At 55.6% G+C, this 16,913-nt stretch carries 11 protein-coding genes and 1 pseudogene; 5 read left to right on the forward strand and 7 right to left on the reverse strand.

The genetic code is table 11. The features are described from left to right. The first annotated feature begins 17 nt into the window (after nucleotides 1-17). From NP603_RS07825 to NP603_RS07845, 5 genes and pseudogenes are all read left to right on the forward strand, one after another. Entirely contained in the window at nucleotides 18-1,589 is a 1,572-nt protein-coding gene (locus NP603_RS07825) for an RNA/DNA-binding domain-containing protein (protein ID WP_051669797.1), read from the forward strand. Next, nucleotides 1,586-5,626 carry a DISARM system helicase DrmA gene (drmA, locus tag NP603_RS07830; protein WP_033155957.1) on the forward strand — a complete coding sequence of 1,347 codons (4,041 nt, stop codon included), beginning with the start codon at nucleotides 1,586-1,588 and terminating at the stop codon, nucleotides 5,624-5,626. The genes NP603_RS07825 and drmA overlap by 4 nt, the downstream gene beginning before the upstream one ends. After that, nucleotides 5,623-7,470 carry an MrfA Zn-binding domain-containing protein gene (gene drmB, locus NP603_RS07835; RefSeq protein WP_033155956.1) on the forward strand — a complete coding sequence of 616 codons (1,848 nt, stop codon included), beginning with the start codon at nucleotides 5,623-5,625 and terminating at the stop codon, nucleotides 7,468-7,470. Before drmA ends, drmB begins: the two co-directional genes overlap by 4 nt. Before the next feature lies 1 nt (nucleotide 7,471). Next, nucleotides 7,472-8,227 carry a DISARM system phospholipase D-like protein DrmC gene (gene drmC / locus NP603_RS07840; RefSeq protein ID WP_033155955.1) on the forward strand — a complete coding sequence of 252 codons (756 nt, stop codon included), beginning with the start codon at nucleotides 7,472-7,474 and terminating at the stop codon, nucleotides 8,225-8,227. A gap of 16 nt (nucleotides 8,228-8,243) precedes the next feature. Beyond that, a pseudogene (locus tag NP603_RS07845) lies at nucleotides 8,244-8,399 on the forward strand (HU family DNA-binding protein); the annotation flags it as partial. A gap of 13 nt (nucleotides 8,400-8,412) precedes the next feature. Here the strand turns inward: NP603_RS07845 and traN are convergent. The 7 genes from traN to NP603_RS07880 form a co-directional block, all read right to left on the reverse strand. Next, nucleotides 8,413-11,190, reverse strand: coding sequence for a conjugal transfer mating pair stabilization protein TraN (gene traN / locus NP603_RS07850; RefSeq protein ID WP_033155954.1), 2,778 nt, complete (start codon nucleotides 11,188-11,190; stop codon nucleotides 8,413-8,415). Nucleotides 11,191-11,192: 2 nt separating this feature from the next. Next, nucleotides 11,193-12,221 carry a TraU family protein gene (locus tag NP603_RS07855; protein ID WP_033155953.1) on the reverse strand — a complete coding sequence of 343 codons (1,029 nt, stop codon included), beginning with the start codon at nucleotides 12,219-12,221 and terminating at the stop codon, nucleotides 11,193-11,195. After that, entirely contained in the window at nucleotides 12,218-13,213 is a 996-nt protein-coding gene (locus NP603_RS07860) for a TrbC family F-type conjugative pilus assembly protein (RefSeq protein ID WP_256610336.1), read from the reverse strand. Before NP603_RS07860 ends, NP603_RS07855 begins: the two co-directional genes overlap by 4 nt. A gap of 190 nt (nucleotides 13,214-13,403) precedes the next feature. Beyond that, the gene (gene lepB, locus NP603_RS07865; protein ID WP_371928783.1) at nucleotides 13,404-14,006 is read right to left on the reverse strand and encodes a signal peptidase I; all 603 of its coding nucleotides are present in this window, start codon (nucleotides 14,004-14,006) and stop codon (nucleotides 13,404-13,406) included. Continuing rightward, nucleotides 13,927-14,244 (reverse strand): hypothetical protein, encoded by a 318-nt coding sequence (locus tag NP603_RS07870; protein WP_033155951.1) that lies wholly within the window; start codon nucleotides 14,242-14,244, stop codon nucleotides 13,927-13,929. The genes lepB and NP603_RS07870 overlap by 80 nt, the downstream gene beginning before the upstream one ends. Beyond that, on the reverse strand, nucleotides 14,234-16,648 hold the full coding sequence (gene traC / locus NP603_RS07875) for a type IV secretion system protein TraC (protein WP_033155950.1): 2,415 nt from the start codon (nucleotides 16,646-16,648) through the stop codon (nucleotides 14,234-14,236). The genes NP603_RS07870 and traC overlap by 11 nt, the downstream gene beginning before the upstream one ends. Further along, nucleotides 16,645-16,902, reverse strand: coding sequence for an RRXRR domain-containing protein (locus NP603_RS07880; RefSeq protein ID WP_033155949.1), 258 nt, complete (start codon nucleotides 16,900-16,902; stop codon nucleotides 16,645-16,647). Before NP603_RS07880 ends, traC begins: the two co-directional genes overlap by 4 nt. Nucleotides 16,903-16,913 lie beyond the last annotated feature (11 nt).

Here is a 16,913-nt window from a genome sequence, read left to right on the forward strand (position 1 = left end):
GTTAAAAGAATCACTAAATGGCTGATTTGAACGTCAGGACGAATAATCTCCAATCCTTGCTGTCATCCGGCGAATGGAACGACGCCGAATTCAAGGAGGCGCGTAACGCCTTGCCGAAATCCGCGTTCGAGACCGTCTCGGCGTTCGCAAATACCCATGGCGGCTGGTTGGTATTGGGTATCAAGCAGGACGGCGAGCAGTTCGAGATTCGAGGTGTCGACGAACCCGACAAGATCCAAAACGATTTTCTGTCGGTGCTGCATGCCGACAACAAGGTCAATCACGACTTGGACATCACCGAACATCGCCATGACGTCGACGGCAAGATCGTGTTGGCTTTCCACGTCGCCGAGAATCCGCGTAGCCGTAAACCGGTCTATTTGGATGGCGACATCCGCCGTACCTTCATTCGCAAGGGTGGCGGCGATTACAAGGCCCAGCCTCGCGACATCGAACGCATGCTGCGGGATGCCAACGCCGATCGTTGGGATGGCCACCCCTTCACGCGGGTCGATCTCGACGAGGCTCTCCACGGCGGCAGCCTGAAGTGGTCTCGCGACCGGTTTCATGCCGCCAACCCCGGCTTCGACGTGGAACAGCCTCATTTGGACTTTCTTTACGACTGGGGCTACTTGATCAAAGATGGTGGGCGACTATTGCCCACCAATGCCTGTATCGGTTTGTTCGGTTCGCTGCGCGCGGTGCGTAACCTACTGCCACGCCCGATTTTGGACGTGCAGTTTCTGGGTTACGGCCGCCGCGACGAGATGCCCGAGACGCGCTGGATCGATCGGCTGGTGTGTGAAGAGAACATTCTGCAAAGCTGGCAACAGTTGTTGGCCAAATACCTGTTCTTCATGCCCAAAACCTTCCGCGACATCGATCCGGCCACGCTGGAACGCCGCGATGCGCCCGCCGGATTTCGCGTTTTCCGCGAAGCCGCCATGAATCTGTTGCTGCATCAGGATTACGGCGACCACTCCCGCAAGGCGGTCATCCGGTTCTTCACCGATGGCATAGAGTTGTGGAACCCCGGCGATAGTTTTGGCGATGATGACCGCCTGCTGGAACCCGGTGAGAAGGAAGTGCGCAACCCGGCCATTGCCATGGCCCTGCGCCGCATCGACATGTGCGAACAGGCCGGCACCGGCTTGCGCATGATGCGCCGCGAATGGCAAGCATTGGGCCACGCCGAGCCCGTCTATACCAACGACCGGGCACGCAAGGCTTTCGAGCTCTTTCTGCCGGATGAAGGCTCGCGAAGGATCACCGACACTACCCCCGAAGTCACAGGGGAAGTCGCAGGGGAAGTCGAGCGCGTGATTCGAGCCGTGGTCGGCGAAATGTCCCGCATGCAAATCCAGACCGCGCTCGGCTTGAAGGGCGAAGAGCACTTCCGAAGCGCTTACCTGAAACCGGCGTTGACTGCCGGGGTGATCGAAATGACCCTGCCCGACAAACCCACCAGTCGAATGCAACGCTATCGACTCACGGAATTGGGAAAAGCCATACGCCAACGCTCGATGTCGACCTCCAAGGATCACGATCCTGGCCCAACTGATACCGACCTGAAAGGAAACACCGAATGACCGACATCAATGCCTGGATAGCAGTGGATCGAGCGTTACCCGTCGATCCCATCCTGAAAACCTTCGTGCTGATTCTTCGAGGTGAACGTTCACTGTACCAGTCGATTCGGGAAGACGATTGGATTCTGGTCATCGACGACACCCAGGCCATCACGAAAGTCGCCCGAATCATGCGGATTCGTTCCGATCTCGACGACACCACGCTGTATTTCGACCGAGCGCTGCCGTTCGAGGTGCCGGTGGTTTTGGCTGATTCCGGTTTCTCGGCGCCGTCTTCGGGTTCCGTGGGGCGGCTGCAATGGAACGACTTCATCGAGGGATTGGCCAAGATCGCGAAAGTGCGTCTCGAGGACGTGCCGGTGATCGGCTCGAGGGAAAGCGCCAAGGAAAAAGCCTACATTCGCGAGCTGTTGCAATTGGCCGTGATGGACGATCTACTCGGCCCCGCCGATGGGCCACACGAACGAATCGTCGACATGAGCGTGCGCGATCGCTATCTGGTCGGCAAATTGGCACCCAGACAAGATACTGGCGCCGCTGACGGCTGGGAAGGCTCTCGCATCGATCAAGACGAGGAGTCGGTGGATACCTCGGTGCCTGGCCAACACGAACCCGGTGCCGAATTCGCCGGAGCGACCGGTCGTGTCGAACCCGAATCCGATGCTGGCGATGAAATCGATGCCAGTAGCAACCAATCGCTGATTCCTTCGAGCATGGGGCTCACGTTTTGTGTCGCCGGCGATGCACCCACGATCGAAGTGGAGGTTCGTTTCGGATGTTACGAACGCCTATCGGGCGAGGATGGCGGTGTAACCAAGACCATCAACCGCAAGATACGCGACGCCGATGGCAACGTGATTCGGGTGGAACAGGAAGAAGTCAGGGTACGGGTTTGGCAGCGTATACCGTGTGGCGGCAAACTGACGTTGCCACTGACGACGGGCGTCATTCCCCATCAGGCACCCGATCCCGAACGACCGGAAATCAGGATTCAAGGCAGCATTCGTGCGCCGAACGCCAATGGTGACCGTTTGGTGACGCTATTTCTGGTCAATGCCCAGGAGGAACCACCCGAAAATCGTGATACTGCTTGGCTGTTCCAGCCAGAAGTGATCGTGCGGGCGGCACCGGGGACTGAAAACCAAGCGATCTTTAGACGCCGGCCTGTCTTGGATGCCAATGGTGCGGACCCAGAGCGCGAAGCCCTGGAGATGATCTACCGCAATCGCGTCGAGTTCGGTGTCGGCCACGGTGTGGCGGTTCATGCCCTGGCGAGTGAAGACGTGGCGTTGGCCACCGAGATTCGTACCGTGATCATGCCCCAATACGAGGTGCCGGTGACGGAGACGCCTGGAGAAGACACCGGAGATCGACAGGCGATGATCCAGATGTCGCATAACGGCTGGCTGGACATGCAAACCTTGGCGTCTTTGAAGCGAGAAGAATTGGTACATGCGTTGCGCATCTTGACCGACGATTATGCGGCGTGGATAAGCGAACAACGTAGCTTTATCGGCCAGGCTGTCGTGGGGCACGACGTTCAGGCTCGTTTGGCCATGGAGCGCTGCGATTCGATTCTTTTGCGTCTTCGCGAAGGGATCACCACCTTGGAAACCAATGATGCGGCGTTGGCGGCCTTTCGCTTCGCCAACCGTGCGATGGCGACTCAGCGGGTACGCAGCATCTATTCGTTGGCGATGAGGCGAAAGGAAGAGCGCACGCTGGCCAGCATCGACGTGCCGAAAAATCGCAGTTGGCGCCCCTTCCAGCTCGCCTTCTTGCTGCTTGCCATTCCTTCTTTGGCCGACCCCAAACATCCGGATCGAACCCAACCCATCGAGGCTTACGCCGATTTGTTGTGGTTTCCGACCGGGGGCGGTAAGACCGAAGCGTATTTGGGCGTCGCCGCCTTCACCATGGCCATTCGACGCATGCAACCGAACTTGGGTGGCTACGACGGCTCTCGCGGCCTGACCGTCATCATGCGCTATACCTTGCGCTTGTTGACCTTACAACAATTCCAGCGTGCCACGGCGCTGATCTGCGCGATGGATGTAATACGCAGGGAAGCGCTGAACGAGGGGGACGAATCCCTGGGCCGTGAACCCTTCACCATTGGTCTGTGGGTGGGTAACAAGGTGACGCCGGGTACCACCGAGGACAGTCATCGCGCCATCGAGGCCAGGCGCAATCCGGGTCAGAATACAGCTGGCTTGGCATCGCCGGCACAGCTCACCAGTTGCCCGTGGTGCGGTTCTGAAATCGCACCGGGCCGTGACATCGAAGTCGATCGAGACACGCTGCGTACCGTGATCTACTGTGGCGACAAAAAAGGCCAGTGCGAATTCTCCAAAGGAAAATCCAGTAAACGTTCTCATCCAGGCATACCGGTTTTGGTCGTTGACGAAGAAATCTACCATCGTCCACCGACGATGATGATCAGCACGGTCGACAAGTTTGCGATGATGGCCTGGCGCGGCGAGGTTCGGACCTTGTTCGGTCGGGCAAACCAGGAATGCCCGAGGCACGGCTTGGTATTGCCGGATGCCGACTGCCACGGTTCTCATCAGTCAAAGAAAAGCTTGCCAGCGGTGAAGGTCAAGGCGATTTCGCCGATACGCCCACCAGATCTGATCATCCAGGACGAATTTCATTTGATCAGCGGCCCGCTAGGGACCATGGTCGGTCTTTATGAGACGGCCGTGGACGAGCTGAGTGCTTGGCAATGCGATGGCTCGATCATACGGCCGAAGATCATCGCCTCGACCGCAACGGTACGCAAGGCGCGCGAACAAGTCAACAACGTGTTCATGCGCCAGGTTGCGGTATTTCCGCCCCATGGCTTGGATGTCGAGGACAACTTTTTCTCGGTTCAGCGTCCGATCCAGGAAAGGCCGGGACGCCGGTACCTAGGAGTCTGTTCGCCCGGTAGCTCGCGGCCGGCCATGTTGATTCGCGTCTATACGGCATTCTTGACCGCCGGTCAGACGCTGTTCGAGCGATTCGGCTCGGCTGCCGATCCTTACATGACGATGGTGGGTTATTTCAATTCGTTACGTGAACTGGGCGGCATGAAACGTCTGGCCGAGGACGACGTACAAACGCGATCCTATCGTGTCCAGATGAGCCTGGTCGATCGACCGGGCTTGAGCCAAAGGAGTGTCAACAACATCCAGGAGTTGACGTCTCGTGTATCCAATCAGGACATACCGAAGTACCTCGATCAGTTGGAAGTGAAGTTCAAGGTCGAATACGACTCGGACAAGGGTAAACACGTCTGCCGTTGGAGCGACGGAGAAGTCAGGGCCATCGATGTCGTATTGGCCACCAATATGCTGTCGGTCGGGGTCGACGTGAATCGTCTGGGATTGATGGCGGTGAATGGTCAACCCAAGGGAACCGCCGAATACATCCAGGCCACCAGTCGAGTCGGACGTGCCTCGCCGGGCCTGGTCTGCACGGTATTGACCTGGGCTAGACCCCGCGATCTCTCGCACTACGAAACTTTCGAGCATTATCACGCGACATTCTACAAGCACGTCGAAGCACAGTCTGTCACACCGTTCTCGCCGCGAGCGATGGATCGTGGACTGACCGGGGCGATGCTCAGTGTCATGCGTCTCAGCCATGACGAGTTTGCGCCGAACGATGGCGCCAGCCACTTACAACAAGCCCATCAACGAGAAATCGTCGACGTCGTCGAAGTCTTGGCGAAACGCGCCGGTATCGTCGAGGACAACGCCAAGAAGCAATTGGCGAAGGAGGAGTTGAAATCCAGGGCGGACGATTGGGCCAAGGAAGCCAACAAACCGGGGAGGATACTGGCTTATGAAAAACGGGGACAACAAAGAGACACCACCGTTGCGTTGATCAAGACACCTGGTTTGCGAGCCTGGGACGATTGGACGGTACCGATGTCGATGCGTGAAGTCGAGCCCGGTGTGAGATTGATCATGAACACGAATCGACTGGACGAAGATCAAGAATGGAGACCGCGCCCGACGGTCACGGAACGAGATGAAGAAGGTGAAGCATGAGTGAAAAGACGCCGGTTGGCGAGGTGCGTCCCAGCCAATTGCTGTGGACCTATGGTCCGGGGGCTCTGATCGATTTGCCGAACATGTCGGTGGTGACCTCCGGTATCGACCGTTGGGAGCGCGACCGATGCCAACCCATCCATGAGGCCCGTTTGTTGAATGCCGTGCGGCAGGTGCTGGGCGGACAGGTCGAAAGTCTGCGCATGCCTCCATTCAGCAAGAACGAAGTGGTCGATGTTTGGTCGGCCGAGTCGAACATCGGTGTTCCCGTGCGCCCCTTTCCCCGGTGGCTACGGTGTGTGAAATGCGGCTTGCTCTCACCTTATGATCTGGGTTTGTTCGGTTTGAAAGAAAATCGATATAGACCCGAAATGACGAAATTCGTGCATAAAGGCTGCACGGGTTCGAAAGGCAGTGACAAAGCCAAGGATGCCGATGCGGTTCCCGCGCGTTTCTTGTTGGCCTGTCGTGGCGGCCATTTGGACGATTTTCCGTGGCATTATTTCGTACATGGTGGTCCCAGCGAATGCAAAGGTACTTTACGTTTTTTCGAAAGCGGTGCATCGCTACAAACCGAAAATCTCTGGGTCAAATGCGATGCTTGTACGGCATCCCGCAGCATGGCGCATGCCTTTGGGCGCGCCGGTAGGGAAAATCTTCCGGGTTGCCGAGGGCGTCACCCGCACCTGGATAAATTCGATGCCGATTGCACCGAAGAACCCAGAGCGGTGCTTTTGGGAGCCACCAACAGTTGGTTTCCGATGAACCTATCGGCATTGGCTATTCCGCAACAGAATGGATCACCTTTGTCGCAGATCATCATCGATCATTGGGATGATTTTGCCGATGTCGAAGATCTCGGCGAATTGAAAGGTACCGTCAAAGCGCTGAAGAAACGCAGCGAAGCCCAAGGCATCGAAGCATACGAAGCGGAAGCGATTTGGGCTGCTATTCAAGATCACAAGAACGGTACGAATCAGCCAGTCGAGCAATCCGACATCAAAGGCCCCGAATGGTTGGTATTGTCGTCCCCGAATCCTCCGGCCGATTATCCGCATTTCATGAGTACACCCGTCGCCGTGCCGGAGAGATTCCGGTCGAAAATCAGCCGGGTGTTGCTATTGGAACGCTTACGAGAAGTCAATGCCTTGATCGGTTTCACGCGGGTCGAATCGCCGGACGAGTCGATTGGACAGGATAGAACGGCAATGGCGCCGATTTCTCGCGTCAAACCCGAATGGGTGCCAGCCAGCGAGGTTCATGGTGAAGGTATCTTCATTCAATTCGATGAACTGGCGCTGAGAGATTGGGAAGCCCAAAGAGCCGTTACCGACCTCGACGATGTCCTGCTGACTGGTCACCGAGGTTGGCGTAATGCTAGACACTTGAGCGCCGATGCCGACTACCCTGGTATTCGGTATGCCATGCTACACACGCTGGCACATCTCTTGATCAGGGAATTGGCCCTGGAATGTGGTTACAACGCCGCCAGTATTCGTGAACGGATCTACGCGGAAAATATGGATATTCCGCAAGCCGGTATCTTGATCTACACTGCTGCGGCCGATTCCGATGGCACTTTGGGAGGTCTGGTCGAACTCGGTAAACCGGAAAACTTGGGAAGATTGCTGAAACAAGCGTTGGAACGGGCCAAAGTGTGTTCTTCCGACCCGTTGTGTTCGGAGCATGATCCTGGAAAGGATAGAACGCTACATGCCGCCGCATGCCATGCTTGCTCGTTCGTGGCGGAAACATCATGTGAACGCGGTAACCGCTATCTCGACAGGGCGTTGTTGGTGCCGACCTTCGAACATGCCGAGGCCGGTTTCTTCAAGGGGTTCTGACATGGAGGCATTGCTGGATGCCATCACCGAAGTCGTGACACTGGTGCCTCGTGAAAAAGTCGCTGCCATTGCCAACAGAGTCAGGAATGCAAAATCCAAAGCCATTTCGCTGACTGATTTCGAAAGCACTCATCAAGTGGCGTTTGCTCTCGATCGATTGAAAAAGTCGTGGCAGGCCAGCGAAGTCTCTGCCGGTGAGTTGGCCGCGATGTTGGCCGCCTCGTCTCACACAATCGACAAAATCAGCGCCGAGCAATCCCTGGAACTCGTATGGACCGGACCGACGACACCTTTCGTTTCGGCTCGCCGAACGGAACAAGCATTGCTACAGGTCATCGAGTCAGCCAGAAAATCACTGTTCATCACCAGTTTCGTCGCGTATGACGTATCGTCGATCATCGATGCGCTGAATGCAGCGATTACCCGCGGAGTGAAGGTTTCGATGTTGCTGGAGTCATCACATGATCATGGCGGAAGTGTGAGCATCGACGTGATCGGTAAGATGCGAGAGCTCGTTCCCGAGACATCGCTTTACGCATGGGTCCGAAAATCCGATGTCTTCTCTGGCGGTAGAGTTCATGCCAAGATTGCATTGGCCGATGCCAATTCTTGCTTCATCACCAGCGCAAATTTGACGGGGTTTGCGATGGAAAAAAATATGGAAGCGGGAGTTTTGATCACCGGCGGTCGGGTACCGGTTTTATTGGAACGTCATTTGAATGTGATGATCGAACTAAAAGTTGTTGATAAGGTTTGAAACTGTTGTCGTGTTAGATTCTTTGGCTTTGGTGGGCTTCGCTTCCTTCGAAGTGAAAGAGCGTGCCGAACGCAGCGGCCGCAATCCTCAAACCGGCGAAGCAATCACCATTGCTGCTGCTAAATTACCTTCTTTCAAAGCCGGTAAAGGTTTGAAAGACGCCGTTCAGTAAGCCTCTGGCCGCATTATTGCGGCCCCATACCCCAGCCTTCCAGTTCCGACTGCCGTTTGACCGTAGGGACGTCCAGGTCGGTCATCCGGCCTTGGGTGCGGGTCAAGGTGTCTTGTCGGCCGCTGGAGGCCGCGCCGTATTTCTGCGGATTGAGTCGGCTGCCCGTTCCGGTGAGTTGATCCAGATTCAGCATGGAAGCGGCATTGGCGGCGGACGGCAAATGCCCGGTCTGAGCCAGAATCGCCAACCACTCGTCGAGATTGACCTGTGTCCAGTCCACGCGGTCCAGATCTGCGACTTTAATCCCGGTACAACTGGGAGTTTCCGGCGTCCCAAAATCCATGCCCAGCTGCGGTTTGATTTGTTCGTTGAGGATGCGCGCTAGCGGCGAGTTGTAGCAGCAGTAACTTTCCTTACGCACCCAACACACACCAGCCACCTTGCTCTCGCAATAGGTACCGAGATCCGTGCAGACTTTGAGCTGTTTCTTGGCGGCGAGTTCGTATTCTGGTTCTTCGCAGGAGTAGACGATCTGGATAATCATGATGATGATCATCACCACGGTATAGGCTGTCATCAAGGTGCTGAGCAGTTGTCCTGCCACTGCCGCGCCGCCGCCTAATTGCACACCACCCGATTGCGCGGCGGGTGTGAGATTGCCCGCCGCATCAAATGCTGCCTGACCGCCGGCACTGAACAGTGCGTTACCAGCCGCTTCGCCAAAGGTCTGGCCGATCCATTCCGCCACCGACTTCATCAATTCGCCTTTGAGTGAATCCAGTAAACCTTGCGAGGCAATGTCGCTGGTACTCAGCATGTCGGTGCCGACCAAGTTATTGACGCCCGAAGCAAAATCCGCCTGAAAACTGTTCCAGGCATCGCCGGCCAAGGTAAACGGAGTACGCATGGTTTCCCAGGCGCCCCGGAAGGCGGAGGTGCTGTCCATAGCCATGACGGCACCGTCCATCTGACTGGTGGCGATCAGCAAATCAATATATTGACCTAATCCCATGGCACCCGAGGGCGTTTCGCAGCAATCGACCAGACTGAGCGCGCCACCGACCATTTTGCAACTGGCGGGTTTGCCTTGAAATACCTGGCAGGTAGTCGGATCCTTTTGCTGCAAATCGGCATTGGCATAGTCGCACTGTAAGTCCATCGCCATTTGCTGGGCACTATTGAGTAAGGCGACCGCCTTGCTAAAATCCTGGCTCTGAGTGCGATTCACGCTGATGCACTCTTCGCCCATGCAGCGGATCGGTCCGGCGCATTGTTGTTGGGTGTTGCTTTGAATGCCGGGAATGCCCACCGTTTGCCCGCAGTCGTAGGTATCGACGCTGTCCCAGCAGGTGCCTGAGGCGAGTACACTGGTACATTGGCTTTTGATGAACGAGCAGCCTTTGGTTTCCAATGATTCACAGGTCTTGTTGGGCATACCATTCGCAGGCGGCTCCAAACAGTGGGTGCCGGCGGTGTCGGTCCAACATTGCCCATACTGATTCAAATCGCAATGCCCTGAGGCTTGAATAGCCATGCAGGTATTGCGAATCCCTGACGAACTGGCCACCGGGGCTTGGGCCAAATCTGAGCCGCAGACCATCACTTGCGACGTGGGATCGACGTAACAGCCCGAAGCATTGGCAGGATCGTTCGTGCAACTCAATTGACTGCCAGCCTGGCAAATGCCATCGGTAATTGCATTGGCCAGGTTTTGGCAATTCGGCCCGCTCCAGCTCCATTCGTCCTGGGTGATCAGTTTCGACAGGTCATAACGCAAGCGAATTCGCGAATAACCTTCGCCGCGTCCGGACACGCGGGTTTCTTCTTTGAACACCTTGATGCCGCTACTGTTGAAGGCATACAGCACATTAGTGTTGGGATATTCGTTCCAACTGGTGTAAAGCTCGCAATCCCCGTACCAGCCACTCGACCCGGTATAGATCAATTGATTATCGTAATAGACCCGAGTGTGGTCATCGTACTTGACGTATTCCAGCGTGGCACTGGTGATGGCTTCCGGATGCAAGACCTCGTATTTGACCTGCCAGGTAAACAAGCCGCAATCGGATTCCCAATAATCATCACCGACCCTGCCGACATACAAATCCATACAGCCCGGCCCGCAACTGGAAAACCCGCCGTCGCCACTGACGAAGCGGATCAAGGGCTCGACATTGACTTGGTGAGTGGCGGTGCAGCTTTGCGGCACCGTCGGTTGCCGGAGACAAAGCTGATAATCCGGCACCCGCACCGATTGCTGGGTTTCGGTTTGGGTCGTTGTGGTCGTGCAGTCCGAGAACGACTGTGCCCATGGGGTAAAATCGGCAAACACCTGGTCGCCGGCTTGCCAGATCGGATCGGCGTGTAAGTCCGGGTGTGACTGGTGAGCGTTATCGATCAAGGTGCGATAGGCTTCACCGGTGAAGCTGGTTTCGCCGTTCAAGGCGGTCTGTGCGTCCAACCCGGCTGCGATCGTTCCGGGGTTGTTGCCATAAAGATCGGCAAAGTCTTGGGTCGTAGTCGTGGTGCTATGGGTATCCGGAAACAGGGTGCCTATGGAAATGGCGCTTTCCTGAGCCGTCCCAGGATTCAAGGTCAGCGAACCATTGCCAGTATCGAGCGGAAACGCAAAACCGCCGAGGACTTGCTCGCCCAGTTGCTGGCCATCGCGCCCGGCCGCTTGAATCGCATCCGCCCAGGAGATACCAAACGGTGTCCAGGCCAGCGTCACGCAGAGTATCGCTGAAAGGCTTTGTGTAATTAGTGCTTGCGGTTCAAATATCTGACGCATCGCTATAGGCCAACACAGCAGTCTTGAAAACGCCATAAGATGTATAGATGATCTTCACCTGGCCCTGGATACGTGCGACCCGCACCCCACTTGAAGGTGGTCTCACCAATGGCGTGATTGGACTCGGTTTCGGCGACCGGATAAAACATCGATAGCCGGTATTGCGATTTCGGGATAAAGGGGTAGATATAGCCACCGCACAAAGCATCGTTGCCCGATGTTTTCCAGGCCAACCCGCGCCGATGCAATGACGCCGTCGCCCGCGTGGCCAACAAACTGGTAATTCTGGGATCGGTGCCGTAACTGGTCGGCGAAATGCCGGATAAAGGATACATATGACCCCAAGCACCGGCACACCAGAACAAGGCATCCAATGGATTGCCGGTGGCCGCCGCTGCGGCATCGGCAACACATGCGGAAATGGCCACCGGATTAGCAAACAAGGCTGTTTCCGGACTGGTGAAGAATGCCAGCAAGTCGTTGTTCCAGGTGGGATCGAGTTCTGAGACGTACAACAGATCGAAATCCCGATAGCCATCACTGTTGCAACGACCATCCCAGAACAGGTCCAGCAGGATAGTCAGAGGAAAGGCAAAATAGTGGTAATTGAAAAACGACATCTCGCTGGCATCGAAGTCGGCCTTGCCGGTGGTGGCGATCAATCGCACATTTGAAGCACTGAACTTATGCCCGCCCAGCGCAGGCGAACACCAGGGATTACGAACGATCTCGATCAACCGGGCCGGATTCCATAAGCCCATGGTCATACCGAGTTCCGGAATGTTCATGCTATCGGTACAGAAACAGAACTTCTCGTCGGTAGCGATACTCGGTACAGTGCCGCCACCCAGCGACGCCCCGGCCGCTCGAATCGGAAACAGACAGCTCCAGCAAATATCAGTGATCAGTTTGCCGGACCACAGTTCGGCGTCCGAGCACAACGGATCGACGCTATTGGTGGTGTCGGCATAAAGCGGGGTTGCCAGTGTTATCAAGCCTCCCAAAACCCAAGGGAAAACGAATCGTTTCATGATCGCTCTCCCGAAGAGACAGGCAGTTTTCGTTCATGAACCACTAAGTGGTTACCGGATTGTTCGACGATAGCCGGTACTTGCTGTAATTGAAAACGACTGCGCACATCCGGCGTCAGTAGATACACCGGTGCCTGTAACGCGGTTTCCAAACGTTGCAAGCTGTCCCACCCGGACTGGCGCGGCAGCGACGTGGCCAAATACATCACCCGAGCCTGTTTGTTCTGGCAGGACTGATGTTGAATCAGCTCAACTTGTGCCGGCACAGTGGCATCGAACACCTTCAGGCATAGGCCAAACGGTATCTTATCCAAGGGATTGACGGTTTGTCCTGCTCGGATGATCAGTTGACCATTTGGTGCCGTCAGATCGCGCGGGGCGGTGATGGTCAGATCCACGCTCCGATCACGATCGGCCTGAGCCACCGGCAGCACTTCGAATTTCTGCTGCTCCCAAAACCGAGCGATAGCTTGTTGCTGCTTTTGTTTCCAGTCGATGGCGGCCATCCGGCGTTTGATCTCTTCAAGCAAATCGATTTCAGCAATCTCGCCGACATCGCCCATCGTTCCCAAATCACCTTGTTTGCCGGCTTTAATCTGCTCGTCCAGCCAGGACAGACTGCTGACACCTCGAACGTGTAACCGAGATTTGCCTTCCTGTTCGACAACGATGTCCGGTACTGACGTTACCGACCAGCGCTGAAAACGGGTGGGGTCGATCACGATGTTGGGCAGAGGATCAATGCCTTTCAACAATCGCTTGAGATCGGCCATTAACGCCGGTAGTTTTTGACCAGGCTTTGGGCCGCGCAACACCAGCAATATGTCTTCCCGACCTGCCGATTCTTCGAAGATGCTTTTCAGTGCGGACTCACCCAGCGAGAAGGAAACAAACAACAGCGTGAGTGGCTTGTTCGAAATGGATGTCGGCTGGACGTTTTCCGATCCAGTCGATAGCGCCTCTGTTTGGATCGCTTGCGACGCTTCCAACACTTGTTGCGCCTGGCGTTTCACGTCCAACTGTTCAGATTGGCCATTCAACCAATCGGGCCTAGCCTGGCCTTCCAATGCCTGCAAAATAGCCTGAGAACGTTGCAGCCAAGCTTCTTCTGCCTGAACCGATTGCACACTGAACCAGCAAAGAAAACAGACCGCCACTTGCCGCCAACGAAATTGAGGTGGCTCAAAACAACGCATAGGCCCGTCCAATGACTTGGTGGTCGTAGACATAGCCCCAGTAACGTGAATCGAAGCTTTTGTCGGTTTGTCCGGTTACCCAATAGGCAGCGGGTGGAATGGTTTCATGACGTTTGAATTGGGTCGCGGGCCTTTTGAGTTTCTCGGTCAACGGCAACCCATCAATGACCCGTTCACCGTTGACCGTGGTGTGCTGTGGATCGACGTGAATGGTGTCGCCGGTCACGCCGGCGGCGATTTTGACGATGATCTGCCCATCCTTAAAAAAAGGCGCCATGCGTTCGGCGCGAAAGGCAATCAAATCGCCGCGCCAGATGTCCTTGTTGTGCGTGTCGATCAGGTAAATCCATTTGTCCGGCAGGCAGCGATCGACCTGGTCGTCGCCACCGATCAGAAAACGTTGGCCGATATAGCGCTCCACCGCTAACACCAGCAACAAGATCGGTACCGCCTTGAGTAGAAACTGGGCTAAACGCGGCCGAGAACGGAACCGTGGTTTAATCCTACGTTTAGCGTCCGGCTTGTCGAACATAGACATCCTCCGGAGCAGCCACCACCGCCGTCGAATCGATGACCAGATAACCCGCATCACTGAGCTTTTTGGCCTGACCTTGCCAATCCTCGACGATCTTGGCCATGTGTTCCTGGCTGGCATTGGGCGGTATCGATTGAATCAGCTTGGCGCGATCAAGGACGAACACCGGTGTAACCAGATTCAGGCGCGCCAAGGGTTGTTGTAGCTGCTGTTGTGCCGCCAGCCAACCGCCGATGCCACCCAGACAAGCAGCAATTAGCGTGGTGCTGAGCCATTGCGATTTAGGATCCATAGGTAATCTCCCTGGGTTTGCTGCTGCGGTTGTCGATGAGTTGTTGAATGGCATCACCCAAACTCAAGCCTTGCCGGCGGAGCTGCTTCAAGGCGTTGACGTCTTCGGGTTTGGTGGAGAACAGAATGCGTTTGTAAGGATCGACGATCAGTCGGCCGATGCCGGAACCCATCTCCGTGATGAAGAAAATCTCTGAATAGGCGCCGGGTAAGGTGTGCACGGTTTTTAGCAATTCATAGCCGCCATCCGACAACGGCAATCGACGATCCTGCTTCATGCCTTCGATGACTTCGGCTTTCTGGCCGAGCAAATACATATTCGCCGAATTCTCGACAATGGCGCGGCCGGCGGCATTGCGGTATAAGTCGTTCACCGACTGGGTGATGGTTACCGCCGCGCCACCGTATTTACGAAACCGCCGATAGCCGTGTTCCATAAACTTGGCGACATCGCCTTCGGTGAGCAAATCCCAGGCTTCGTCGATAATGACGATCTTGGGCCTGTTGCGTTCACCGAGATACATTTCCTGCTGGATCTGGTAAATCAGCTGCAGCAAGACCACCTGCTGCAGGTGCTTGCGGCCCTTGAGTTCTTCCAGTTCCAGGACGGTAAAGTCATTCGTGAACTTGGCGTTGTTCTTGCCGTTGAAGTAGCGACCGTATTCGCCTCGGGTGGTGAACGGAAACAACTGCTCGCCGACATCCTTCAAGCGTTGATCGGTTTCGGTACACAGGCATTTTGCAATGTCGTCCACCGACATGGATTGGGCTTTTTCAGTCCACAGTTGCTTCAATATCCGTTTGAGACCTGCGGTTTGAAAGTCGGTGAGTTTCTCGGTTGGCGCAGCCATTTGGCTGACCAAGCCGGCCAGCATGTCGGCTTCCTCCTCGAAGTTCTGCACGATCTCGAAAGGATTCATGCAAATCCCCGAACCGTGAGTGAATTTGACGAAATCGCCTTCCAGCACTTCACAGAGGTTTTCGTAAGATCGACCGACATCGATGGCCCAGATTTGTGCGCCCTCGGTCAGATAGCTAACGATGATCTCGTTGGTCAGAAAGGATTTGCCTTTGCCAGATTCGGCGGCGATACACAGGTTGTAATTGCCGGTGGTATCGAACAACGAGACCGCCATGTGTTCACCGTTGCGTGAGACGAAATTCAAAGTCGGCGTGCCGGTGCCCGCCCAATCGCCGAATAGCGGTAACAACGGAATCGCATGCCGGGTGGCCAAGGTGCGATAGCGTTTCAAATCAGTAATCGCCGAACGTTCCGGCCCAAACGGCAAACAATTCAGAAAAAACGGCAGGCAGAAATACTTGTCTTCCAACAGTTGAAAACCCAGCTCCCGAAAATACACCCGCGCATTGGAGACCGCCGCCGCTTCTTCAGCTTCGTCGCAAAACAGCAGCACGCCGAAATAGGCCCGGATTGGCCGGTCGCCGTCATGGTAGGCGTCGAATAACACGTCGAAATGGTGTTTGCGTTGGACCAACACCGGCAGGAAGTGAGCAATCGGCGTATTGACCTGGTTGGTAATGAATTGCCTAACGCCTTCTTGTTTTGACCGGGTCGATTCGGCATCCGGGTAATGCAAGGTCAGACTGAGCAAAGCATTCTGGCGGATGCCACGGGTACCGGACAGAATGTCGCCCAAATAGCTTTTGGCGCTGCCGAAGTAAAAATGATCGGGTGTGCGTTTGGCGGATAGTGTCTTGACGCGCTTATGTCCCAGCCACAGACCTTTTTCATCGAGTTCGAGGGCGTTGTCGTAATCCAGCAATTGGTCGCGGATCAGTTGGGTCGGATCGCATTCGGGTACCACCCGATCTTTCCAGCCGGCATCGGGCTGCCAGTTGAGAATCGTGTTCAGAATGCGCACATACTGATCGGCGCCCAATAGTTCCGGATACAGGCCGATGGTCGACAGCGATTGCTGCGTGGCCATTTGCAATTCGCTGGCACGACGGATGTCTTGTTCACTGGGTCTTGGATAGGCCATCGGCAATTTGACCGTGACCAGAATATGACTGCGCCGCAGGCGTGCTCCGGAGATCGCTTCCGGCGGTTTGGTGGTGCCTTGCCGCAAGAACTCGATACTGGCTTGGGTCATGGTTTTATAGGTCGGTTTTTGCTGTTTCAAACGCCGGGTTTGCATGATGGCCAGCGATTCCTCGATGTCCGGTGAGGTCCACAGTGACACTTGTAAGAGCGTTTCCGGCGGCCAGTCCTGATTCAGTAAAACGTTGACCCGAGCCGACACGCTGGCATCGGCGCCGGTCATCGGCCGGCACAGAAAGCCGAAGCCAATACTGCTATCGGCCATCAGAAACAGATGATGGTCGTATTCGTAGGCCAGTACCGTGAACAACTGATCGGCACGTTGGCGTTGCGAGTTAGTCATGGTGCGTGATCCTCTTCGTAAATTTTCTGCAAGGCTTCGGCTGGGTATTCCGGATTTAAACGAATCGTAAAGGGATGCCGGCAAACGCGAACCGCACGTTTTTTGCGTGATAACTGCCGGGCTCTGGCCGGATGGCAAGGGTTGATTGGCTGGCCGTTGACGTCTTGGACCCTGACGGTCCGCTTATCGTGTGCCAATGAAGCAAGGCGGCGGTTGCCCGCCGCAGTCTCGGTATCAATAATTGAACCGGTCATCGTGGTAAGGC

Origin of the sequence: Methylomonas aurea (assembly GCF_024505045.1) — a bacterium.
Lineage (GTDB): Bacteria > Pseudomonadota > Gammaproteobacteria > Methylococcales > Methylomonadaceae > Methylomonas > Methylomonas aurea.